This window comes from Deinococcus sp. LM3 (assembly GCF_002017875.1).
Taxonomy (GTDB): Bacteria; Deinococcota; Deinococci; order Deinococcales; family Deinococcaceae; genus Deinococcus.
Genome location: NZ_MUFV01000001.1, coordinates 781,335 through 796,959, shown reverse-complemented (window position 1 = coordinate 796,959; position 15,625 = coordinate 781,335). Strand labels below are relative to the sequence as shown.

The following is a 15,625-nucleotide window of genomic DNA, read 5'->3' as shown; positions in this document are numbered from 1 at the left end:
GGGCGCGGTGTGTGGTGGGGGCGGGGTCAGCGCAGCAGGCGCAGCACGCCGCCGTACAGCGCCAGGAACTGCGGGTCGTTCAGGGCGCGGGCGTCGTTCCAGGTGGCGCTCACGCAGTACGTCCGGCCCGCCGGGGTGGTGACCTGGGTGGTCAGATTCAGCACGCCGGGTTCACTGCCGCCCTTGAAGCTGACGCTGCGGAAGGCGGCGGGGTCGGCCACGCCGGGGTTCAGTTGCGTTTCCTTCAGGGCTGCCACGTCGTTCATCAGGCGGCACAGGCGTCCCGTGCTGGCGAACCATTCCACGTCCCGCGCCAGGGGGCCGCCCGCAAAGGCCGAGGCGGCGGGCAGCGGCGCCACGCGCGCCCGTTCCAGCACCGCCTGCCGCGCCGGGACGTTCAGGACGGCGGCGCGGTACTCGGCGAGCAGCGCGGCGTTCGCGGGGTTCTTCAGGGCGAAGGCTTCACGGGTGCCCGGCATGGGCCTCTGACCGAACCGGGCCTCCACGCCCGCGCGGCCCACGGCGTTCAGCAGCAGGTCCGTGGCGGTGTTGTCACTCTGCGAGATCATGCGCGCCGCGAGGTCCCGCAGCGTGTACCGGCTGCCGGTCGGCGCGTCCTGCAACGTGCCGCTGGGGAGGCTGCGGTCGGCGTCCGTCAGGGTCAGTTCGTCGGTCCAGGCGCGCTGCCCGGCGCTGACCTGCGCCTGCAACTCGGCCAGGATCGCCAGTTTGAAGGTGGACCCGACTGCCAGGGGCCGCGCGGCGTTCAGGGCGATGAGCGGGGCGCCGCCCTGAACGCCCACCTCCTGCACCAGCAGGCTGACCTGTCCGGGCAGCGCGGCAAAGGCGGCGCGCGCCTCGTCGGGCGAGCCGAAGGTCACTTCTGGCGTGACGGGCGCGACGACCAGCCCGGTCACGCGGCCCTGAGCGTCCAGCGTGAACTGCGTGACGTTCAGCGGGCCGTTCTCGAAGATCAGGGTGGCGCCGGTCGCGCCCACCTGCACGTCCTGAAGCGGGCCGTACTGGGTGCGCAGGCCCTCCAGGAAGGACCGCAACTGCGCTTCGGGCAGCGCCTCCAGGAACGACGGGGAGAACAGCGCCGGGTCCAGCGGCCCGCTGAAGATGCGCTTCAGCAGCTCACGCGGCGAGTCGGCCCCGGTCGCGTCCGCGTTCGCCACCAGCGGCGCGAAGCGCAGGCCCGTGAAACGCCCCTGGTCGTCCAGCGCGGCCTGCACGCCCAGTTGTCCCTTCTCGAACACCGCGACGGTCACGCCGCCCTGCGTTCCGGCACTCACGAAGGCTCCCAGCTGCGCGCGCAGGCTGTCCAGCCCCGCCTGAAGCTGTTCGGCACTCAGGGCCGCCTGGAAGTCCGGGGCCAGCCACGCCGCCTGCACCGGCCCACTGAACAGCCGCGTCACGGCGGCCGGGATGTCCGGGGTGGCCTGCGCCTGCGCGGACGCCAGCAGAGAGACGCTCAGGAAGACCGGGGCACGCCAGGAAGGTCGCATGGCACCCGGTACGCGGCCCGCCGGGTCCGGGTTCCGCGCCTCTATACTTCTGGGCATGATCGACGCGGCCCAGATAGACCACCTCGCGCAGCTTGCCCGGCTGCACCTGACCCCGGAGGAACGCACCGCCATGCAGGGCGACCTGACCCGCGTGCTGGGGTACTTCGACCTGCTGGGCGAGGCGGACACCAGCGGCGTGCAGGAAATGCAGCGCCCGGTCGACCTCGTGAACGTGCTGCGCGACGACGTGCCCGGCGCGGTCTTCCCGCAGGCCGCCGTGACCGCCCTGGCCCCCGAGAGCATGCCCGACGGTCACATCCGCGTGCCGCGCACCGTGGAGGCCGACTGATGTTAGACCTCAAATTCATCCGCGAGAACGCCGGGGCTGTCAGGCACGCCGCGCAGGTCAAGGGCGTGAACATCGACATCGACGACCTGCTGCGCGTGGACCGCGAACTGGTGGACCTGAAGCAGCGCGTGGAGGCCATGCAGGCCGAACGCAACGCCAACGCGAAACTCGTGCCGAAAGCCGCGCCCGACGAGCGCGCCGCCCTGATCCAGAAAGGCAAGGACCTCGCCGAGGAGCTGAGGGCGCTGGAACCCGCCCTGCGCGCCCACGAGGACAGCCTGAAGCTCATGCTGCTGCGCGTGCCGAACATCCCGCACCCCTCGGTGCCGGTCGGGAAGGACGACAGCGAGAACGTCGAACTGCGCCGCGAGGGGCAGCTGCCCGAGTTCGACTTCACGCCGCTGGATCACGTGGAGCTGCTGGAGAAGCAGGGCTGGAGCGACCCCGAGCGCGTGGCCCGCGTGTCCGGCAGCCGCAGCTACCTGCTGAAGGGCGAGGCGGTCATGCTGGAGATGGCGGTGCTGATGTTCGCCATGGACTTCCTGTCCGGGCGGGGCTTCACGCCGCTGTCCACCACCGCCCTGGCCCGCCCGGACGCGTTCGTGGGCAGCGGGCACTTCCCCGGCGGCGAGGATCAGGTGTACAAGATCGAGGGCGACGAACTGATGCTGGCCGGGACCGCCGAGGTCCCCGTGAACAGCCTGTACGCCGGAGAGCAGCTTCAGCACGAGCAGCTGCCGATCACGTTCGCCGCGATCAGCGCCGCGTTCCGCAGCGAGGCCGGCAGCGCCGGGCGGGACGTGCGCGGACTGATCCGCGTGCACGAGTTCCGCAAGGTCGAGCAGTACGTGCTGTGCGAGGCCAGCGAGGAAGTCGGCCTGGAATGGTTCGCGAAGATCCTGGCAAACGCCGAGGCACTCCTGGCAGCCCTGGAACTCCCGTACCGCGTCGTGCAGAACTGCACCGGCGACATGGGTGCCGGCAAGGTCCTGATGTACGACATCGAAACCTGGGTGCCCAGCGAGCAGCTGTACCGCGAGACGCACTCCTGCTCGTACCTGGGCGACTGGCAGGCCCGCCGCACCGGCCTGCGCTACCGCGACGCGGGCGGCAAACTGGTCTTCGCACACACCCTGAACAACACGGGCGTCGCCGCGCCGCGCATCCTGGTGCCGCTGCTGGAAAACCACCAGCAGGCCGACGGGACCATCCGCATTCCCGCCGCGCTGCGCCCCTACCTGGGCGGCAAGGAAGTGATCGGCCAGCCCGTCCGCTGACGGACGGGAGGCGGGAGGGAGTGGGGTGTGGGTCGGTGGCTTGTCTGCCGGCCCGCACCCCACACCCGTTACGCTCAGGGCGTACTGGTATGCTGACCACATGGACATTCCAGCGGAGTTGGTGCAGGACACCCAGGCCCGGTTCCTGAATCGCCGGGCGCAGCGGACCGAGCAACTGGAGCGCCTGAACGTGCGCGGCCTGATCGAGACCGACTCGGCCGCGCGCGTCGAGGCCCGCCTCGCGCGGCTGGGCGTGCCCATGCCGGACGCCCACGCGCTGGTGCAGGGGCACGAACCGCTGGCGCAACTCACCTCGCGCCTCCCGCAGGACACCCGGCAGAACGTGGAACGCCTGCTCGGCGCGAACGATCTGGTGGGCGTGGCGTACCTGGACCTCGCGCGCGCCGCCGCCCGCGCCGTGGCCCGCGTGGTCCTGCGCGACCGGCGGGGCCGCACCACCGGGTACGGCACCGGCTGGCTGTGCAGCCCCCGACTGCTCATCACCAACAACCACGTCCTGACTGGCCCCGACGACGCCCGCACGGCCGCCGCCGAATTCGACTACGAACTGCGCCCGGACGGCACCCTGCGTGACCGCGTGACCCTGTCCCTGGACCCCGACACGCTGTTCCTGACCAGCGAGCCGCTGGACTACACGATCGTGGCCGTGGGGGGCGACACGGCGCCGTTCGGGTGGATTCCCTGCTTCGGCGGGGCCGACCGGAACGTGCTGGGCGAGGCCCTGAGCATCATCCAGCACCCCAGCGGCGAACCGAAACAGGTGGCGCTGCGCGAGAACCGCCTCGTGGACCGCCTGCCGGACTTCCTGCACTACGAGACCGACACCGCCCCCGGCAGCAGCGGCAGCCCCGTCTTCAACGACGCCTGGGAGGTCGTGGCCCTGCACCACAGTGGCGTGCCCCGCACCGACGCGCAGGGCCGGGTGCTGCGTCGCGACGGGCGGCCCACCGCGCCCGGCGACAGCGACAGCGATATCGACTGGATCGCCAACGAGGGCGTCCGCATCAGCCGGATTCTGGAGGACCTGCGCGCCGGCCCGGACGCCGCGCACCCGCTGATCGCGGAACTGCTCGCCGCGCCCCGCCCGCCCCGGCCCGCTCCCGAGAGGACGGTGGCGCCGACCCGCTCCGCCCAGGACCGCGCCACCCTGGACCTGGGCGAACTGGACCTGAAGGCCCTGAACGCCGATCCGGACGGCCGCGTGACCCTGCCCGTCACGCTCACGCTGCGGCTGAAAGCGCCGGAAGGGAGGCCCGCGCCGGTCGGGAATCGCCCGTACCTCGACCCGGCCGACGCGGACGCCGCCCGCGCCTACTACGCCGCGCTGAACGCCGACCTGAACGGTGGTGCCACGCCCCGCGAGCGGTTCCTGGCGCTGTCGGAACTCGTGACCGGCACGCACGCCCGCGTGCTGGCCTACGCGCCCGCCGAGCAACTGTACCCCTGGGTGGACGTGTGGCCCGACGGGCGGCTGCGCAGCCTGTACTCGGGCCGCGAGCACACGCCCGCCGAACTGATCGAGGCGGACCGCGCCGCCCAGGCCCGCCGCGACCGCCTCGCCGCCGCCGAGGGCCTGAACGCCGACGCGCTGGAGGACGCCCTGCCGTACAACTGCGAGCACGTCGTGCCGCAGAGCTGGTTCGCGAAGCGGCAGCCCATGCGCGGCGACCTGCACCACCTGTTCGCCTGCGAACCCGACTGCAACTCCTTCCGGGGCAACACGCCGTACTTCGACTTCCCCGACTACGGCGAGGCGATCCGCAGCGACTGCGGCCGCCGCGAACCCGGCGAGTTCGAACCCGCCCACGGCCGGGGTGCCGCCACCCGCGCCACGCTGTACTTCCTGCTGCGATACCCCGGCGTGATCCGCCAGTACGCGCCCCGGCACCTTCAGACGCTGCTGGCGTGGCACGCCGCGCACCCGCCCGGCGACTGGGAACGCCACCGCAACGCCGCCATTCACGCCGCACAGGGCAACCGCAACCCCCTGATCGACCACCCGGACTGGGCCGCCACGACCGACTTCACGGAGGGCCTGGGCCGCTGAGCAGCCCCCGGGAACTGCCGGGGAAGCAGGGTGTCTGTGGGCACCGGGCGCTACACTGACGGCATGACACAATCCCTGACGGACCCGGCCGTGCTGGCCGTGATGGGCGCCACGCCCGACGACGTGCGCGCCCGCCTGACCAAGGAACTCGACCGCTTCGAGGCGCAGCTGCGCACCCGGCAGGCCGACTGGACCCGCGTGCAACCGGGCCGCGAGTGGAGTCCCGCGCAGGACGCCGAGCACGTCATCCTGATCAACGATTCGATCTCGCGCGGCGTGGCGCTGCTGCTGTCGGACCGGGAGCTGCGCCCCTCGCCCCGCGCGCCCGGCGAGACCACCCCGGACGGCCGCCGCGTCGCCCCGCCCCACACCCGCCCCAGCGACACCGGCCTCGCCTGGGAGGACCTGGACACCCGCTGGGCGCAGAGCCGCGCCGGACTGGAACGCGCTGCCGCCGATCTGCGCCACACGCCGGGCCGCACGCTGTGGCACCCGTTCTTCGGGGAACTGGACGCCATGGACTGGATGCGCATGGTCGCCATTCACCTGAACAACCACCGCAAGCAACTGGAAGCCAGCGCCAGCGCATGACCGACCCCGCCTCCACCCCCCCTGCCTCCACCGCGCCCGCCAGCACCCGCACCGACAAGGGCGTGCGCGGCTTCGAACTCGACATCCACGTGGCGTTCACGCAGCCGCTCCCGGCCGCCCAGGCCCGCGCGGCCCTGCTGACCCTGGACGGCTTCACCGTGGACCTGTACCGCCCCCACCCGGCCGCGCTGCACGCCGACCAGTCCGGCGAAGATGCGCCCGACGAGGTGCCCTCGGCCCGCCTGACCGGCCCCCTGCGCGACCCGGAAACCCTGCGTGCGGGCCTGAGCGCCCTGCTGGGCGGCCCGGCCCGCTACGTGGAAGTCGGTGTGCGCGGCTTCCTGCGCAGCGCCGCCGGGCAGACCGAATGGATGCCCTGGAAACGCAACGCCGTGCTGCCCCGCGCGGACGTGGCGCGCGTGACCTTCGAGGAAGGCGTGCGCTTCGTACTGGAGTGAGATGGACTCCGATTGAATGGGCTGCAAAGACCATTCAATCCGAGCGGACTCGTAGAGCTTCGTAGAAGAGCGAGTAGGAGCAAAACGCCCCTCCGGGCGTGGAGCCGGCAACCCGGCGATGTTCCGGATTGTCGGCGAAACAAACGGAGTCCGTATGACGTCAGCAGCGATCAAGGGGCCGCCCCGCACCTGAATTGAACAGGTGCGGGGCGGCCCGTCTGCCTGCGCTCAGGCGCTCTGCGGCAGCACCAGCGCGCGGGCCTTCACGCCCTCCTCGGCCGGACGCAGGGCCAGCACCAGCAGCTTCGTGTCCGGGCGCAGCAGGTACGGCAGCACGCTGTTGTTCAGGGCGTTCAGGGCGCGGCCAGCCTCGCCGACCGGCAGGTCACGCAGGACCAGGACGGCGCGGGCGGCGGCCACGTCGGTCCAGATGTCCACGCGGCCCAGCAGGTCCTCGCCGCTGCGGGACCGGTACTCGAATTCATGGTGGCGTCTGAGCTGATGCATGGAAGTGGTCTTCTCCTCTGGGTGGATCGGGGCAATGAAACAGGAAGGCAGGCAGAGGCAGGTGAACGCCGGGAACGGAGGCGACTGAAACAGCCGGAAGTAAGCTGAGGGTGTTGTGCCGCACAGCTTAAGCGCTGCAGATGTGTCCTTTGTCCCGCCTGTCTGTGTTTTCTGTGCGTGGCCTGCCGCCGCAGATGCCCGCCCGCCCGCAGCGTGCCGTACCCCGATCAAACGTGCGTGAAAACGCACGGACTGACCCGCCCGGCCCCGTACACTGAAGGGGTGACCACGCCAGTCAGCGAACTGCTGCGCGAGTACCAGGGCTACGTCCTGGCGTACCGCCTGCGCCGCGCCGTGGGCGGCCGGGTCGCGCCGCCCCGCGAGCAACTGACCCTGGCGCAGTACGCCGCGCGGCGCCTGGAACGCCAGGAACTCGCGCGGTCCCTGATCCGCCGGGGCATGGGCAGCGGGCAGATGCGCCGCCTGGACGACCTGTCCGACGAACTGATGTTCGGTTTCTGGCTGAACCCGGCCGAGGTCGCGGCGTTCCTGCGCGCCGCGATCCGCGAGGGCAGCCACCCGGCGCTGGGCGACCCGGCCGCTTTTGCCGCCCTGCTCAGCTCCGCCGAACGCGCCCGCCTGGGCGAGAGCGGCGTGCGGCGCGTGTGCGCGCACCACATCGCCAGTTTCTCTCTGGCCGCGCCCATGCTCGACCCGACCGGCCTGAACGCCGCGTGGCAACGCATCGAGGACAACGAGCCGCCGCTGTTCGTGGATGAACTGCAACCGGTGGGCTCCTGAACGCCGCGCAGCTTCTCGGGGACGCCTTGCGCGCCCTGCTGCCGCGCGCCTGCCCCGGCTGCGGCGGGCAGCTGGGCCGCGCCGCCGGACTGTGCGCCGCCTGCCGCGCCGCCCTGCACGCTCGCGTCGAGGCCCACAGTCCCCTGCGTGCCCAGCCGGTCCCGCACCTCGTGACGCTGGGCGCGTACCGGGGCGTGAACCGCCGCGTGGTGCGCACCCTGAAATTCGGGGAGGCCCGCGACCTCGCCGCCGTGCTGGGCGAGGCCCTCGCCGGGGGCGTGCCCGCCCACTGGAACGTGCAGGCGGTCGTGCCCGTGCCGCTGCACCCGGCTCGGCAGCGGCAACGGGGTTTCAATCAGGCGGAACTGCTGGGCTGCGCCGTGGCTGCGGGGCTGGGCGTGCCGTGCGTGCCGGGCCTGCAACGCACCCGCCACACCGCTCAGCAGGCCCGCCGTCACGCCGCGCAGCGCGAGGACCTGCACGGCGCGTTCCGCGCCCGCCCGGACGCACTGCCGGGCGGCCCGGTCCTGCTGATCGACGACGTGTTCACCACCGGCAATACCCTGCTGGCCTGCCAGGACGCCCTGAAACAGGCGGGCGTGACGGAGCTGTACGCCGCCGTCATCGCCCGCTGACCAGCCCTGGGTGGATCAGGGCAGACGTTCGCCCGCCGTGACCGCGTCCGGCAGCCAGTTCTCACGCGGGGGCAGCGGGCAGGTCCAGCCGTCCCCGTACGCGCAGTACGGGTGGTACGCGAGGTTGAAATCCACCCGCACCAGCGCGCCCTCGCCGCCCAGCTGCCGGTCCAGCGCGGCGTCCAGGTAACGGCCCGCGCCGTACGTGCCGCCCTCGGCCGCGCCGCTCGTGGCGTCCCGGAACGGAATGAACACCCGGGCGGGCTGATCGTCGCCGGGCGGCGTGAACACCCACAGCGTGCGCTCGCCGCCCGGCAGCGGCAGCGTCACCTGCCCGTAGCGCACCATCACGCGTGTCTGGCCGGTGTTCGTCTCCAGCGTGAACTCGCCCCCCTCGTCCTGCGGCAGGCGGTCGAGCAGCACCGTGAACGCCCACGACTCGTCCGGCGCGAAGTACCGCAGGCCATGGAACGACTTCGGGTCCACCGGTCCCTTCCCGGCCGCGAAGTGCTGGTCCTTGCGGTTACGGAAGTCCAGCACGGCCTCCTCGTACAGGCCCACGCTGCTTACCACTCCACCGTGACGCGCTGCCCGGCGTACTCGATGATGTCGCCCCGGCGAAGCTTGCGGCGGCGGCGCGTCTCGATCTGCCCGTTCAGGCGGACCTCGCCGCCCTGCACGCGGAACTTGGCCTCGCCGCCCGTCTCGACCATGCCGCGCAGCTTCAGGAAGTCCTGCAGGTCGATGGTGTCCGGATCGTAGGGAGAGTAACTGGAATCGGTCATGCCGGGCAGCGTAGCAGGGCGGGCGGCGCGGGGACTGTACGCCCGTTCCTTCCCGCCCGGCGGCGCGGGTCAGCGTCTGCTGTACTGCTCGCTGAACAGGCGCAGGTCGGCGTCGTCCACCCGGCGGTCCTGGTTCAGGTCGCCGGTCGTGGTGCTCTTGCCGTAGTTGTTCATCAGGATCGCCAGGTCCGTCAGGTCGATGCGCCCGTCGCCGTTCAGGTCCGCGCCGCTCAGGCTGGTGCGGGCGGCGGCGGGCGTCCAGGCGCTCAGGCCCAGTTCGCGGGCCAGGGCGATCTGCACGGCCTCCTGAAGGGGGAGGGGACCGCGCGGGTTGAACTCGATGCGGCGCTCCGTGCCGCTGACGAACAGCCGCGCGGCGACGTCCGGGTTGAACGGCGCGGCGCTGGCCCCGCTGCCTCCCAGCGTCAGCAGCGGGCCGCCACTGGTGTCCAGCGTGACCGGCAGTTCCGGCGTGCTGATGGCCGCCAGCGCCGCCCGCACGGCCTGCGTCAGGGCCTCGCCCTGCGGGCGGAGCTTCACGCTGGCCGCCCCGGCGTGGCCTGTCAGGGCGGCGGCGAGCAGCAGCGTGACCAGTCGGGCGCCCCTCACGGGCGGGCCTCCCGCGCGGCCAGGATCGCGGCGCGCAGCTTCGCCGGGTCCGTGATGAGCGGGTTGGCCGGGTTGGCCGCTGGTGGGTCGGCGGGCGTACTGCCGGGCGCCGGGATGGGCGCGGGACTGGGCGCAGTGGTGGGTGCCGGAGTGGCCCCACCGCTGGCCGGGGCGGTGCTGGCGGGAGCGGCGCTGGCGGGAGCGGTGCTGGTCGGCGGGGTGGCCGTCCCCAGCGCAACGCCCGGCACGAGGCTGCCGTTCACGACCGGATACAGCCCCTGGTTGAAGCCCACCAGCGGACTGTCCATCCGCGCCGAGTACAGCAGCGCGATCACGTCCTGACCGGCCCGCAGCTGCGGCAGGTCGGATGCGCCCTTCAGGAACAGCAGCGCCGGAGCGCCTTCGTGGCGCGGCAGGGTGGCCGGGTCGCCCGCGATGGTTTCGGTGACGGTCAGCGGGTACGCGACGTACGTCACGTCGCCGTCCCTGACATCGACGGGCGAACCGAGGGTCGCGCGGACGATCACCTCGGCGCGGCGCGCCTGCTGCTCCAGGCTCAGGGTGGGGGCGACCGTGGCCTGCGCCGCGCCCAGCCCCAGCAGCCCGGCCAGCAGCGCTCCACGCAGGAACGCGGCCCTCACGGGGTGCCTCCGGGCGGGGTGCCTTCGCGTGGGGTGCTGCCGGGTGGAGTGGGCGCCGCCGGGTCCGGGGGACCGGCCGGGGCGGGGGAGACGGGCGTGCTGGGGGCCGGGGGAGTGGAGGCCGGGGGGACCGCTGGAGTGACGGGCGCGGCGGGCGCCGCCGGACCCGCCTTCTCGGCCGCAGCCCTGTCAGCCGCAGCCCTGTCCGCAGCGGCTTTCTCTGCGGCGGCTTTCGCGGCGGCCTCGTCGCGTTTCTTCTGCTCGTCGGGCATCAGTTTCTCGCTCAGCAGCTTGCCCTGACCGTCGCGCGCCTCGAAACCCAGCGCCGACCCGGCCAGCGTGACGGGTTTCGTGACCTTCAGGCTGAGTAGCGCCACGCGCGCCCCGCTGCGCGGCACGGTCTTGAAGCCCACGTCCACGGTCAGGCGCTGGCCGTCCTGCCGCCAGAACAGCACGCCGCCCGTCTGGCCCGGCTGCGCGCCGCTGACACTCACGCCGGCCGGCAGGTCCCACACCAGCCGCGCGGCCCGCACCGTCCGGGGCGCGCTGATCGTCACGGGAATGCGCGTGTCTCCGCGAATCTCGCCGACGGGCAACGTGGGGGCCAGCGACAGCGCCGGCAGGTCCTGCACGGTCAGGCGGTACTCCTTGCTGCGGGTGGAGAGCGTGGAGTCCGTGACCTCGACCGTGAAGGTGTACGTGCCGGTCCTGTTCGGCGTGCCGCTCAGGTTCAGGCCGCTGAGGGTCAGGCCCGGCGGGAGGGTGCCGCCCGCCAGCCGCGCCGTGTACGGCCCCGCGCCGCCCGCCGGGGTCAGGGTGGCCGCGTAGACCTCGCCGGTGTACAGCGGCGGCAGCCCGGACGGACTGTCCGCGAAGTACAGTGCGTCCTGCGTGCTGCTGGTCGTGCCGGTGATCTCCTGACCGCAGGCTGCCAGCAGGGCCGTGAGCAGGCCAGCCAGCGCGAGCCGGACGGCGGGTGCGTGAGGTGCCATATGTCCCGCAGTGTACCCGCCGCCGCCCGCCCCGGCGGTGAGATTCCCATGACATCCGCCCCGGCCGGGCGGCGGGCGGCGGGAATCGTCGCGAATCTCAGCGTTCCGGGCGCAGGCGCGGGATTAGACTCGGGAGCATGACTTCACTGCCAACTGCTGCGCTGCCATCTGCGCTGCCCGCCGCGCCCCGCGTGGGCGAGCGCCTGGGCCGTTACACCGTCGAGCGGGTCGAGACCCTCCCGGAAATGCAGGGCACGCTGGTGCTCCTCTCGCACGAACTGGGCGCGCGGCACGCGCACGTGATCCGCGAGGACGACAACGCCGCGTTCTCCGTGACCTTCCCGACCGTCCCGAAGGACAGCACGGGCGTGGCGCACATCCTGGAGCACATCGTCCTGATGGGCAGCCAGCGTTACCCGGTGCCGGACCCGTTCTTCGCGATGCTGCCGCGCAGCCTGAACACCTTCATGAACGCCATGACCAGCAACGACTGGACCACGTACCCGTTCAGCACCCGCAACGAGCAGGACTTCTTCAACCTGCTGTCGGTGTACCTGGACGCCACGTTCTTCCCGCTGATGCGCTACGAGTCCTTCCGCCAGGACGGGCACCGCTTCGAGTTCGAGACGCCCGACGACCCCACGACCCCGCTGAAGTTGCAGGGCGTGGTGTACAACGAGATGAAGGGCGGCATGGCGAACCCCGGCTCGGTCATGTGGCGGGCGTTCGGGAAGGCGCTGTACCCGGATCTGACGTACGCGAACAACTCCGGCGGCGCGCCCGAGAACATCCCGGAACTCACCTACGACAACCTGCGGGCCTTCCACGCGGCGCACTACCACCCCAGCAACGCCTTCTTCTACACCTACGGGAAACTCCCGCTGGAGCGCATCCTGGACGCCATCGAGGTGCACGTCATGGGGCAGTTCACGGCGCAGGTGCTGGACGTCAGCATTCCCGACCAGACGCCGTTTGCCGTGCCGCGCGCCGAGCGGGCCGAGTACCCCGGCACCGACACGGAACGCGGCTCGCAGGTCAGCGTGCTGTGGAAACTGGGCCTGAGCAGCGACGCCGACGCCAACCTGCGCTGGAGCGTGCTGAGCGACGTGCTGCTGGGCAACCCGGCTGCGCCGCTGACCCGTCCGCTCATCGAGTCCGGGCTGGGCGCGGGCCTCGCCGACCTCAGCGGCTACCGCGACTCGTTCCGTGAGGGGGCGTTCGCCGTGGGCCTCAAGGGCCTGGGGGCCGGGCAGGTGCAGGCCGTCGAGACGCTGGTGCTGGACACCCTGCGCGCCATTGCGGAGAGCGGCATCGACCCGGAACTGATCGAGAGCAGCCTGCACCAGTTCGAGATCGGGCAGAAGGAAGTCAGCAACGCCGGGTACCCCTTCGCGCTGCAGGTGATGTTCCGGATGCTGGGGCCTTGGCTGTACGGCGGCGACCCGCTGACCGGCCTGCGCCTGGACGCCGAACTGGACCGCCTGCGCGCCGACCTGAACGCCGGGCGCGTCTTTGAACCCATGATCGAGCGGGAGTTGCTGAACAACCCGCACCGCGTGACGCTGGAACTCGCGCCGAACCCGGAACTCGCCGCTCGCACCGAGGCCGACGAGCAGGCGCTGATCGACCGCCTGAGCGCGGGCTTCACCGACGAGGACCGCGCGCGCATCGTGGCCGAGAGCCTGCGCCTCAAGGAATTGCAGGGGCAGGAACACCCGCTGGATACCCTGCCCACCCTGAGCCTGTCGGACGTGCCGCCCAGCGTGCTGCGCCTCCCGTACCACACCGGGCAGGCGGGGGCCGCCCTGGTCGCCCGCATTCCCCAGCCGACCGGCGGCCTGAGCTACCTGGACGTGCAGGTGCGCCTGCCCGACGTGCCGGACGACCTGCTGGACGCCCTGCCGCTGTATGCCTTCGCGGTCACGCGCGGCGGCGCGGCCGGGCAGGACTACGCAGCCCTGGCGCGCCGCATGGAGGCCGTCACGGGCGGCGTGAGCGCCAGCGTCAGCAGCGGCGTGCGCCCCGACGACCTGAGCGCCCTGCGCCTGAGCCTCAGCTTCAGCGGCAAGGCCCTGGCCCGCAACGCCCCCGCCCTGACTGACGTGATCCGCGACCTGCTGGCCGCGCCGGAATTCACCCGCGACCGCCTGGAACAGCTGCTGCGCCAGCGACTCGCGGGCCTGAAGGCCAGCGTCGTGCAGAGCGGCAACGCCTACGCCGAGCGGCTGGCCGGGGCGCAGGTCAGCCCCGCCGGGGCGCTCGGCGAACGCTTCGGGGGCCTGAGCGCCCTGAACACCCTCAAGGGCATCGTGGAAGGCCGGGCCGTGGAGGGTCAGAGCGGCGGCATCAGCGGCCTCGACGACCTGATCGCCCGCTTCAGCCGCATCCGCGACCTGATCCTGGCCGGCACGCCCGTCCTGGCCCTGACCGCCACTGAACCGGACCTGACGCTGGACCTGAGCGGCGTGACCAGCCTGTTCACGGGCAGCGCCCCCGTCGGTCGCCCGGCCCCCGCCACTGCCCCCCGCACGCCGCAGGCCCGCACGACCGACTCGCCCGTCGCGTTCAACGCCGTGGCGTTCCAGACCGTGCCGTACACCCACCCGGACAGCCCGGCCCTGCTGGTCCTGTCGCGCCTGCTGCGCAGCAACTACCTGCTCAAGGAAATCCGCGAGAAGGGCGGCGCGTACGGCGGCGCCGCCAGCTTCGACACCCGCGAGGGCGTGTTCGCCATGAGCAGCTACCGCGACCCGAACATCGCCCGCACCTACCGCGTGTTCCGCGACGCCCGCGCTTTCCTCGACACCCCCCTCGGGCAGCGCGAACTGACCGAGGCGATCCTGGGCGCCAGCAAGGTCCTCGATCCCCTCACCAGCCCCGACACCGCCGGACGCATGCGCTTCTACAGCGACCAGGCCGGCTACACGCCCGACGTGCAGGAGGCCTTCAAGACCCGCCTGCTGGCCGTCACGCTCGACGACCTGCGCCGCGTCATGGACACCTGGCTGACCCCCGACCGCGCCGCGTACGCCGTTGTCACTGGCCGCGACCCCAACGACGACACCCTGAAAGAACTCGGCCTGACCTTCGAAGTTCAGGGCGTGTAAAGGAGGCCGGAGGGAGTGGGAGGGGCTGGAGGCGGCCCCTCACTTCCCACCCCCGAAAGCCGCACGACAGAGGAGGGCCGCACGGACGCGTTCCGTGCGGCCCTCTCTGTCTGTGGCGGGCGGTCAGCGGCGGGGTCGTCTTTCCCACTCTCCACTCGCTACGGCCTACTCCCCCCGCTTCAGCTCCAGTTCCAGAGGGTCGGTTCGTACTCGTACGAGCGGGCGTTCAGGCGGCGCAGGTGGCCGATGGCGTGGAACGGGAAGTGGTAGCCCGTCACCCACAGCCCTTCGGTGACGATGCGGTTGAAGATCCGCTGGCGGGTCTGCGCGGCCAGTGCGCCGTTCGTGTCGAAGCCCACGTACGCGCCCTGGTGCTTGAGGGAGATCAGGAAGTGGCCGCCGGCGTCCCCGAGAATCATGATGCCCTGCCCGCCGCTCTGCGCCAGGACACTCAGGTGGTTGGCGGTGTGGCCGGGGGTGGGGACGCTGGTCAGGCCGGGGACGATCTCCTGGCCGGGCGCGATGAGCCTGAACCGGTCTTTCAGGGCGATCAGGTTGTTCTTCACGGCGTCGTTGGGGTTGGCCTGCGTGACCCAGAAGTTGAATTCCGCCTCGCCCATGACGTGCTGCGCGTTCGCGAAGGTGGGTTTCCCGGCGGTGGTCAGGCCGCCGATGTGGTCACCGTGTCCGTGCGTGATGAACACCGTGTTCACGCTGTCCGGCTCGATGCCGGCGCGGCGCATGTTGGCCACGAGTTGCCCGTTGGCGCCGCCGCGCCCGGTGTCGATCAGGATGCGCTGCCCGCCCTGTTCGACCAGGACCGGGTTGAAGTGGTTGACGGTGTTCGCGGCGGCCACGTGGTACTCGGCGAGCGTCTGCGTGAATTCGGCCTGCCGGTCCGGGTTGGCGCCCCAGGTGGGGAGCAGCGCGGCGAGTGGCGCGGTGCCGTCGCTGAAGACCGTGACGGTCATGTCGCCGATCTTCTGGCGGTAGAAGCCGTTGCCGTTCATGGGGGCCATGGCGGCAGGCGCAGCGGGGGCCGTCTGGGCGCGGGCGAGCGGAGCGGCGGCGGCCAGGGCGCCGGCCGTGCCGATCAGGCGCAGCGCGTCACGCCGGGCAAGGGTGGGGGTGGGACGGTCGTCGGTGGGGGTATGGTTGGACATGCAGGAACCTCCGTGAAAGTGATCTGTAACCGCTTCACGTTAAACAGTGAGGCCATGCCGAATAGCAGCGCCGCCTACCCTTCCCTTGACCGTCCGTTCATGATCACCGCCCGGAGGGCACCCCGTCCCGGCAC

General features: G+C 71.9%; 16 protein-coding genes. 8 read left to right on the top strand and 8 right to left on the bottom strand.

Going from position 1 to position 15,625, the window contains the following annotated elements:
• Positions 1-26: 26 nt before the first annotated feature.
• Positions 27-1,508, bottom strand: coding sequence for a serine hydrolase (locus tag BXU09_RS03670; protein WP_078300655.1), 1,482 nt, complete (start codon positions 1,506-1,508; stop codon positions 27-29).
• Between the two features lie 55 nt (positions 1,509-1,563).
• Here BXU09_RS03670 and gatC point away from each other — a divergent pair, with 55 nt between their 5' ends.
• From gatC to BXU09_RS03645, 5 genes are all read left to right on the top strand, one after another.
• Positions 1,564-1,857 (top strand): Asp-tRNA(Asn)/Glu-tRNA(Gln) amidotransferase subunit GatC, encoded by a 294-nt coding sequence (gatC, locus tag BXU09_RS03665; protein WP_078300654.1) that lies wholly within the window; start codon positions 1,564-1,566, stop codon positions 1,855-1,857.
• The gene (gene serS, locus BXU09_RS03660) at positions 1,857-3,134 is read left to right on the top strand and encodes a serine--tRNA ligase (protein ID WP_078300652.1); all 1,278 of its coding nucleotides are present in this window, start codon (positions 1,857-1,859) and stop codon (positions 3,132-3,134) included. Before gatC ends, serS begins: the two co-directional genes overlap by 1 nt.
• A 100-nt stretch (positions 3,135-3,234) precedes the next feature.
• A complete protein-coding gene (locus BXU09_RS03655; protein ID WP_078300651.1) occupies positions 3,235-5,202 on the top strand; it encodes an endonuclease in 1,968 nt (655 codons plus the stop codon).
• Between the two features lie 63 nt (positions 5,203-5,265).
• Entirely contained in the window at positions 5,266-5,793 is a 528-nt protein-coding gene (locus BXU09_RS03650) for a DinB family protein (RefSeq protein WP_078300649.1), read from the top strand.
• On the top strand, positions 5,790-6,251 hold the full coding sequence (locus BXU09_RS03645; protein WP_078300648.1) for a hypothetical protein: 462 nt from the start codon (positions 5,790-5,792) through the stop codon (positions 6,249-6,251). The genes BXU09_RS03650 and BXU09_RS03645 overlap by 4 nt, the downstream gene beginning before the upstream one ends.
• A gap of 228 nt (positions 6,252-6,479) precedes the next feature.
• On the opposite strand, the gene BXU09_RS03640 is transcribed toward BXU09_RS03645, so the two are convergent.
• Positions 6,480-6,758, bottom strand: a complete 279-nt coding sequence (locus tag BXU09_RS03640) for a hypothetical protein (protein WP_055363435.1) — start codon at positions 6,756-6,758, stop codon at positions 6,480-6,482.
• Positions 6,759-7,040: 282 nt separating this feature from the next.
• On the opposite strand from BXU09_RS03640, the gene BXU09_RS03635 reads away from it, so the two are divergent.
• Both BXU09_RS03635 and BXU09_RS03630 read left to right on the top strand, forming a co-directional pair.
• The gene (locus tag BXU09_RS03635) at positions 7,041-7,559 is read left to right on the top strand and encodes a hypothetical protein (protein WP_240500994.1); all 519 of its coding nucleotides are present in this window, start codon (positions 7,041-7,043) and stop codon (positions 7,557-7,559) included.
• Positions 7,560-7,585: 26 nt separating this feature from the next.
• Positions 7,586-8,194: a ComF family protein gene (locus BXU09_RS03630; protein ID WP_240500993.1), complete on the top strand. Its 609-nt coding sequence runs from the start codon at positions 7,586-7,588 to the stop codon at positions 8,192-8,194.
• Between the two features lie 15 nt (positions 8,195-8,209).
• On the opposite strand, the gene BXU09_RS03625 is transcribed toward BXU09_RS03630, so the two are convergent.
• The 5 genes from BXU09_RS03625 to BXU09_RS03605 all read right to left on the bottom strand — a co-directional run bounded on the left by BXU09_RS03625 (position 8,210) and on the right by BXU09_RS03605 (position 11,221).
• Positions 8,210-8,767, bottom strand: coding sequence for a DUF1684 domain-containing protein (locus BXU09_RS03625; protein WP_078300646.1), 558 nt, complete (start codon positions 8,765-8,767; stop codon positions 8,210-8,212).
• The gene (locus BXU09_RS03620; protein ID WP_055363436.1) at positions 8,761-8,979 is read right to left on the bottom strand and encodes an RNA-binding S4 domain-containing protein; all 219 of its coding nucleotides are present in this window, start codon (positions 8,977-8,979) and stop codon (positions 8,761-8,763) included. The genes BXU09_RS03625 and BXU09_RS03620 overlap by 7 nt, the downstream gene beginning before the upstream one ends.
• A gap of 69 nt (positions 8,980-9,048) precedes the next feature.
• The gene (locus BXU09_RS03615) at positions 9,049-9,588 is read right to left on the bottom strand and encodes a hypothetical protein (RefSeq protein WP_078300645.1); all 540 of its coding nucleotides are present in this window, start codon (positions 9,586-9,588) and stop codon (positions 9,049-9,051) included.
• Positions 9,585-10,229, bottom strand: coding sequence for a hypothetical protein (locus BXU09_RS03610; protein WP_240500991.1), 645 nt, complete (start codon positions 10,227-10,229; stop codon positions 9,585-9,587). The genes BXU09_RS03615 and BXU09_RS03610 overlap by 4 nt, the downstream gene beginning before the upstream one ends.
• The gene (locus BXU09_RS03605; RefSeq protein WP_078300643.1) at positions 10,226-11,221 is read right to left on the bottom strand and encodes an Ig domain-containing protein; all 996 of its coding nucleotides are present in this window, start codon (positions 11,219-11,221) and stop codon (positions 10,226-10,228) included. The genes BXU09_RS03610 and BXU09_RS03605 overlap by 4 nt, the downstream gene beginning before the upstream one ends.
• A gap of 137 nt (positions 11,222-11,358) precedes the next feature.
• Here BXU09_RS03605 and BXU09_RS03600 point away from each other — a divergent pair, with 137 nt between their 5' ends.
• Positions 11,359-14,328 carry an insulinase family protein gene (locus tag BXU09_RS03600; protein ID WP_078300642.1) on the top strand — a complete coding sequence of 990 codons (2,970 nt, stop codon included), beginning with the start codon at positions 11,359-11,361 and terminating at the stop codon, positions 14,326-14,328.
• Between the two features lie 179 nt (positions 14,329-14,507).
• On the opposite strand, the gene BXU09_RS03595 is transcribed toward BXU09_RS03600, so the two are convergent.
• A complete protein-coding gene (locus BXU09_RS03595; protein ID WP_078300640.1) occupies positions 14,508-15,491 on the bottom strand; it encodes an MBL fold metallo-hydrolase in 984 nt (327 codons plus the stop codon).
• Between the last annotated feature and the right edge of the window lie 134 nt (positions 15,492-15,625).

Coding starts and splice junctions, on each gene's coding strand:
- BXU09_RS03600 (WP_078300642.1), top strand. CDS start 11,359: ATGACTTCACTGCCAACTGCTGCGCTGCCATCTGCGCTGCCCGCCGCG.
- BXU09_RS03650 (WP_078300649.1), top strand. CDS start 5,266: ATGACACAATCCCTGACGGACCCGGCCGTGCTGGCCGTGATGGGCGCC.
- BXU09_RS03645 (WP_078300648.1), top strand. CDS start 5,790: ATGACCGACCCCGCCTCCACCCCCCCTGCCTCCACCGCGCCCGCCAGC.
- gatC (WP_078300654.1), top strand. CDS start 1,564: ATGATCGACGCGGCCCAGATAGACCACCTCGCGCAGCTTGCCCGGCTG.
- BXU09_RS03595 (WP_078300640.1), bottom strand. CDS start 15,491: ATGTCCAACCATACCCCCACCGACGACCGTCCCACCCCCACCCTTGCC.
- BXU09_RS03655 (WP_078300651.1), top strand. CDS start 3,235: ATGGACATTCCAGCGGAGTTGGTGCAGGACACCCAGGCCCGGTTCCTG.
- serS (WP_078300652.1), top strand. CDS start 1,857: ATGTTAGACCTCAAATTCATCCGCGAGAACGCCGGGGCTGTCAGGCAC.
- BXU09_RS03605 (WP_078300643.1), bottom strand. CDS start 11,221: ATGGCACCTCACGCACCCGCCGTCCGGCTCGCGCTGGCTGGCCTGCTC.
- BXU09_RS03640 (WP_055363435.1), bottom strand. CDS start 6,758: ATGCATCAGCTCAGACGCCACCATGAATTCGAGTACCGGTCCCGCAGC.
- BXU09_RS03620 (WP_055363436.1), bottom strand. CDS start 8,979: ATGACCGATTCCAGTTACTCTCCCTACGATCCGGACACCATCGACCTG.
- BXU09_RS03670 (WP_078300655.1), bottom strand. CDS start 1,508: ATGCGACCTTCCTGGCGTGCCCCGGTCTTCCTGAGCGTCTCTCTGCTG.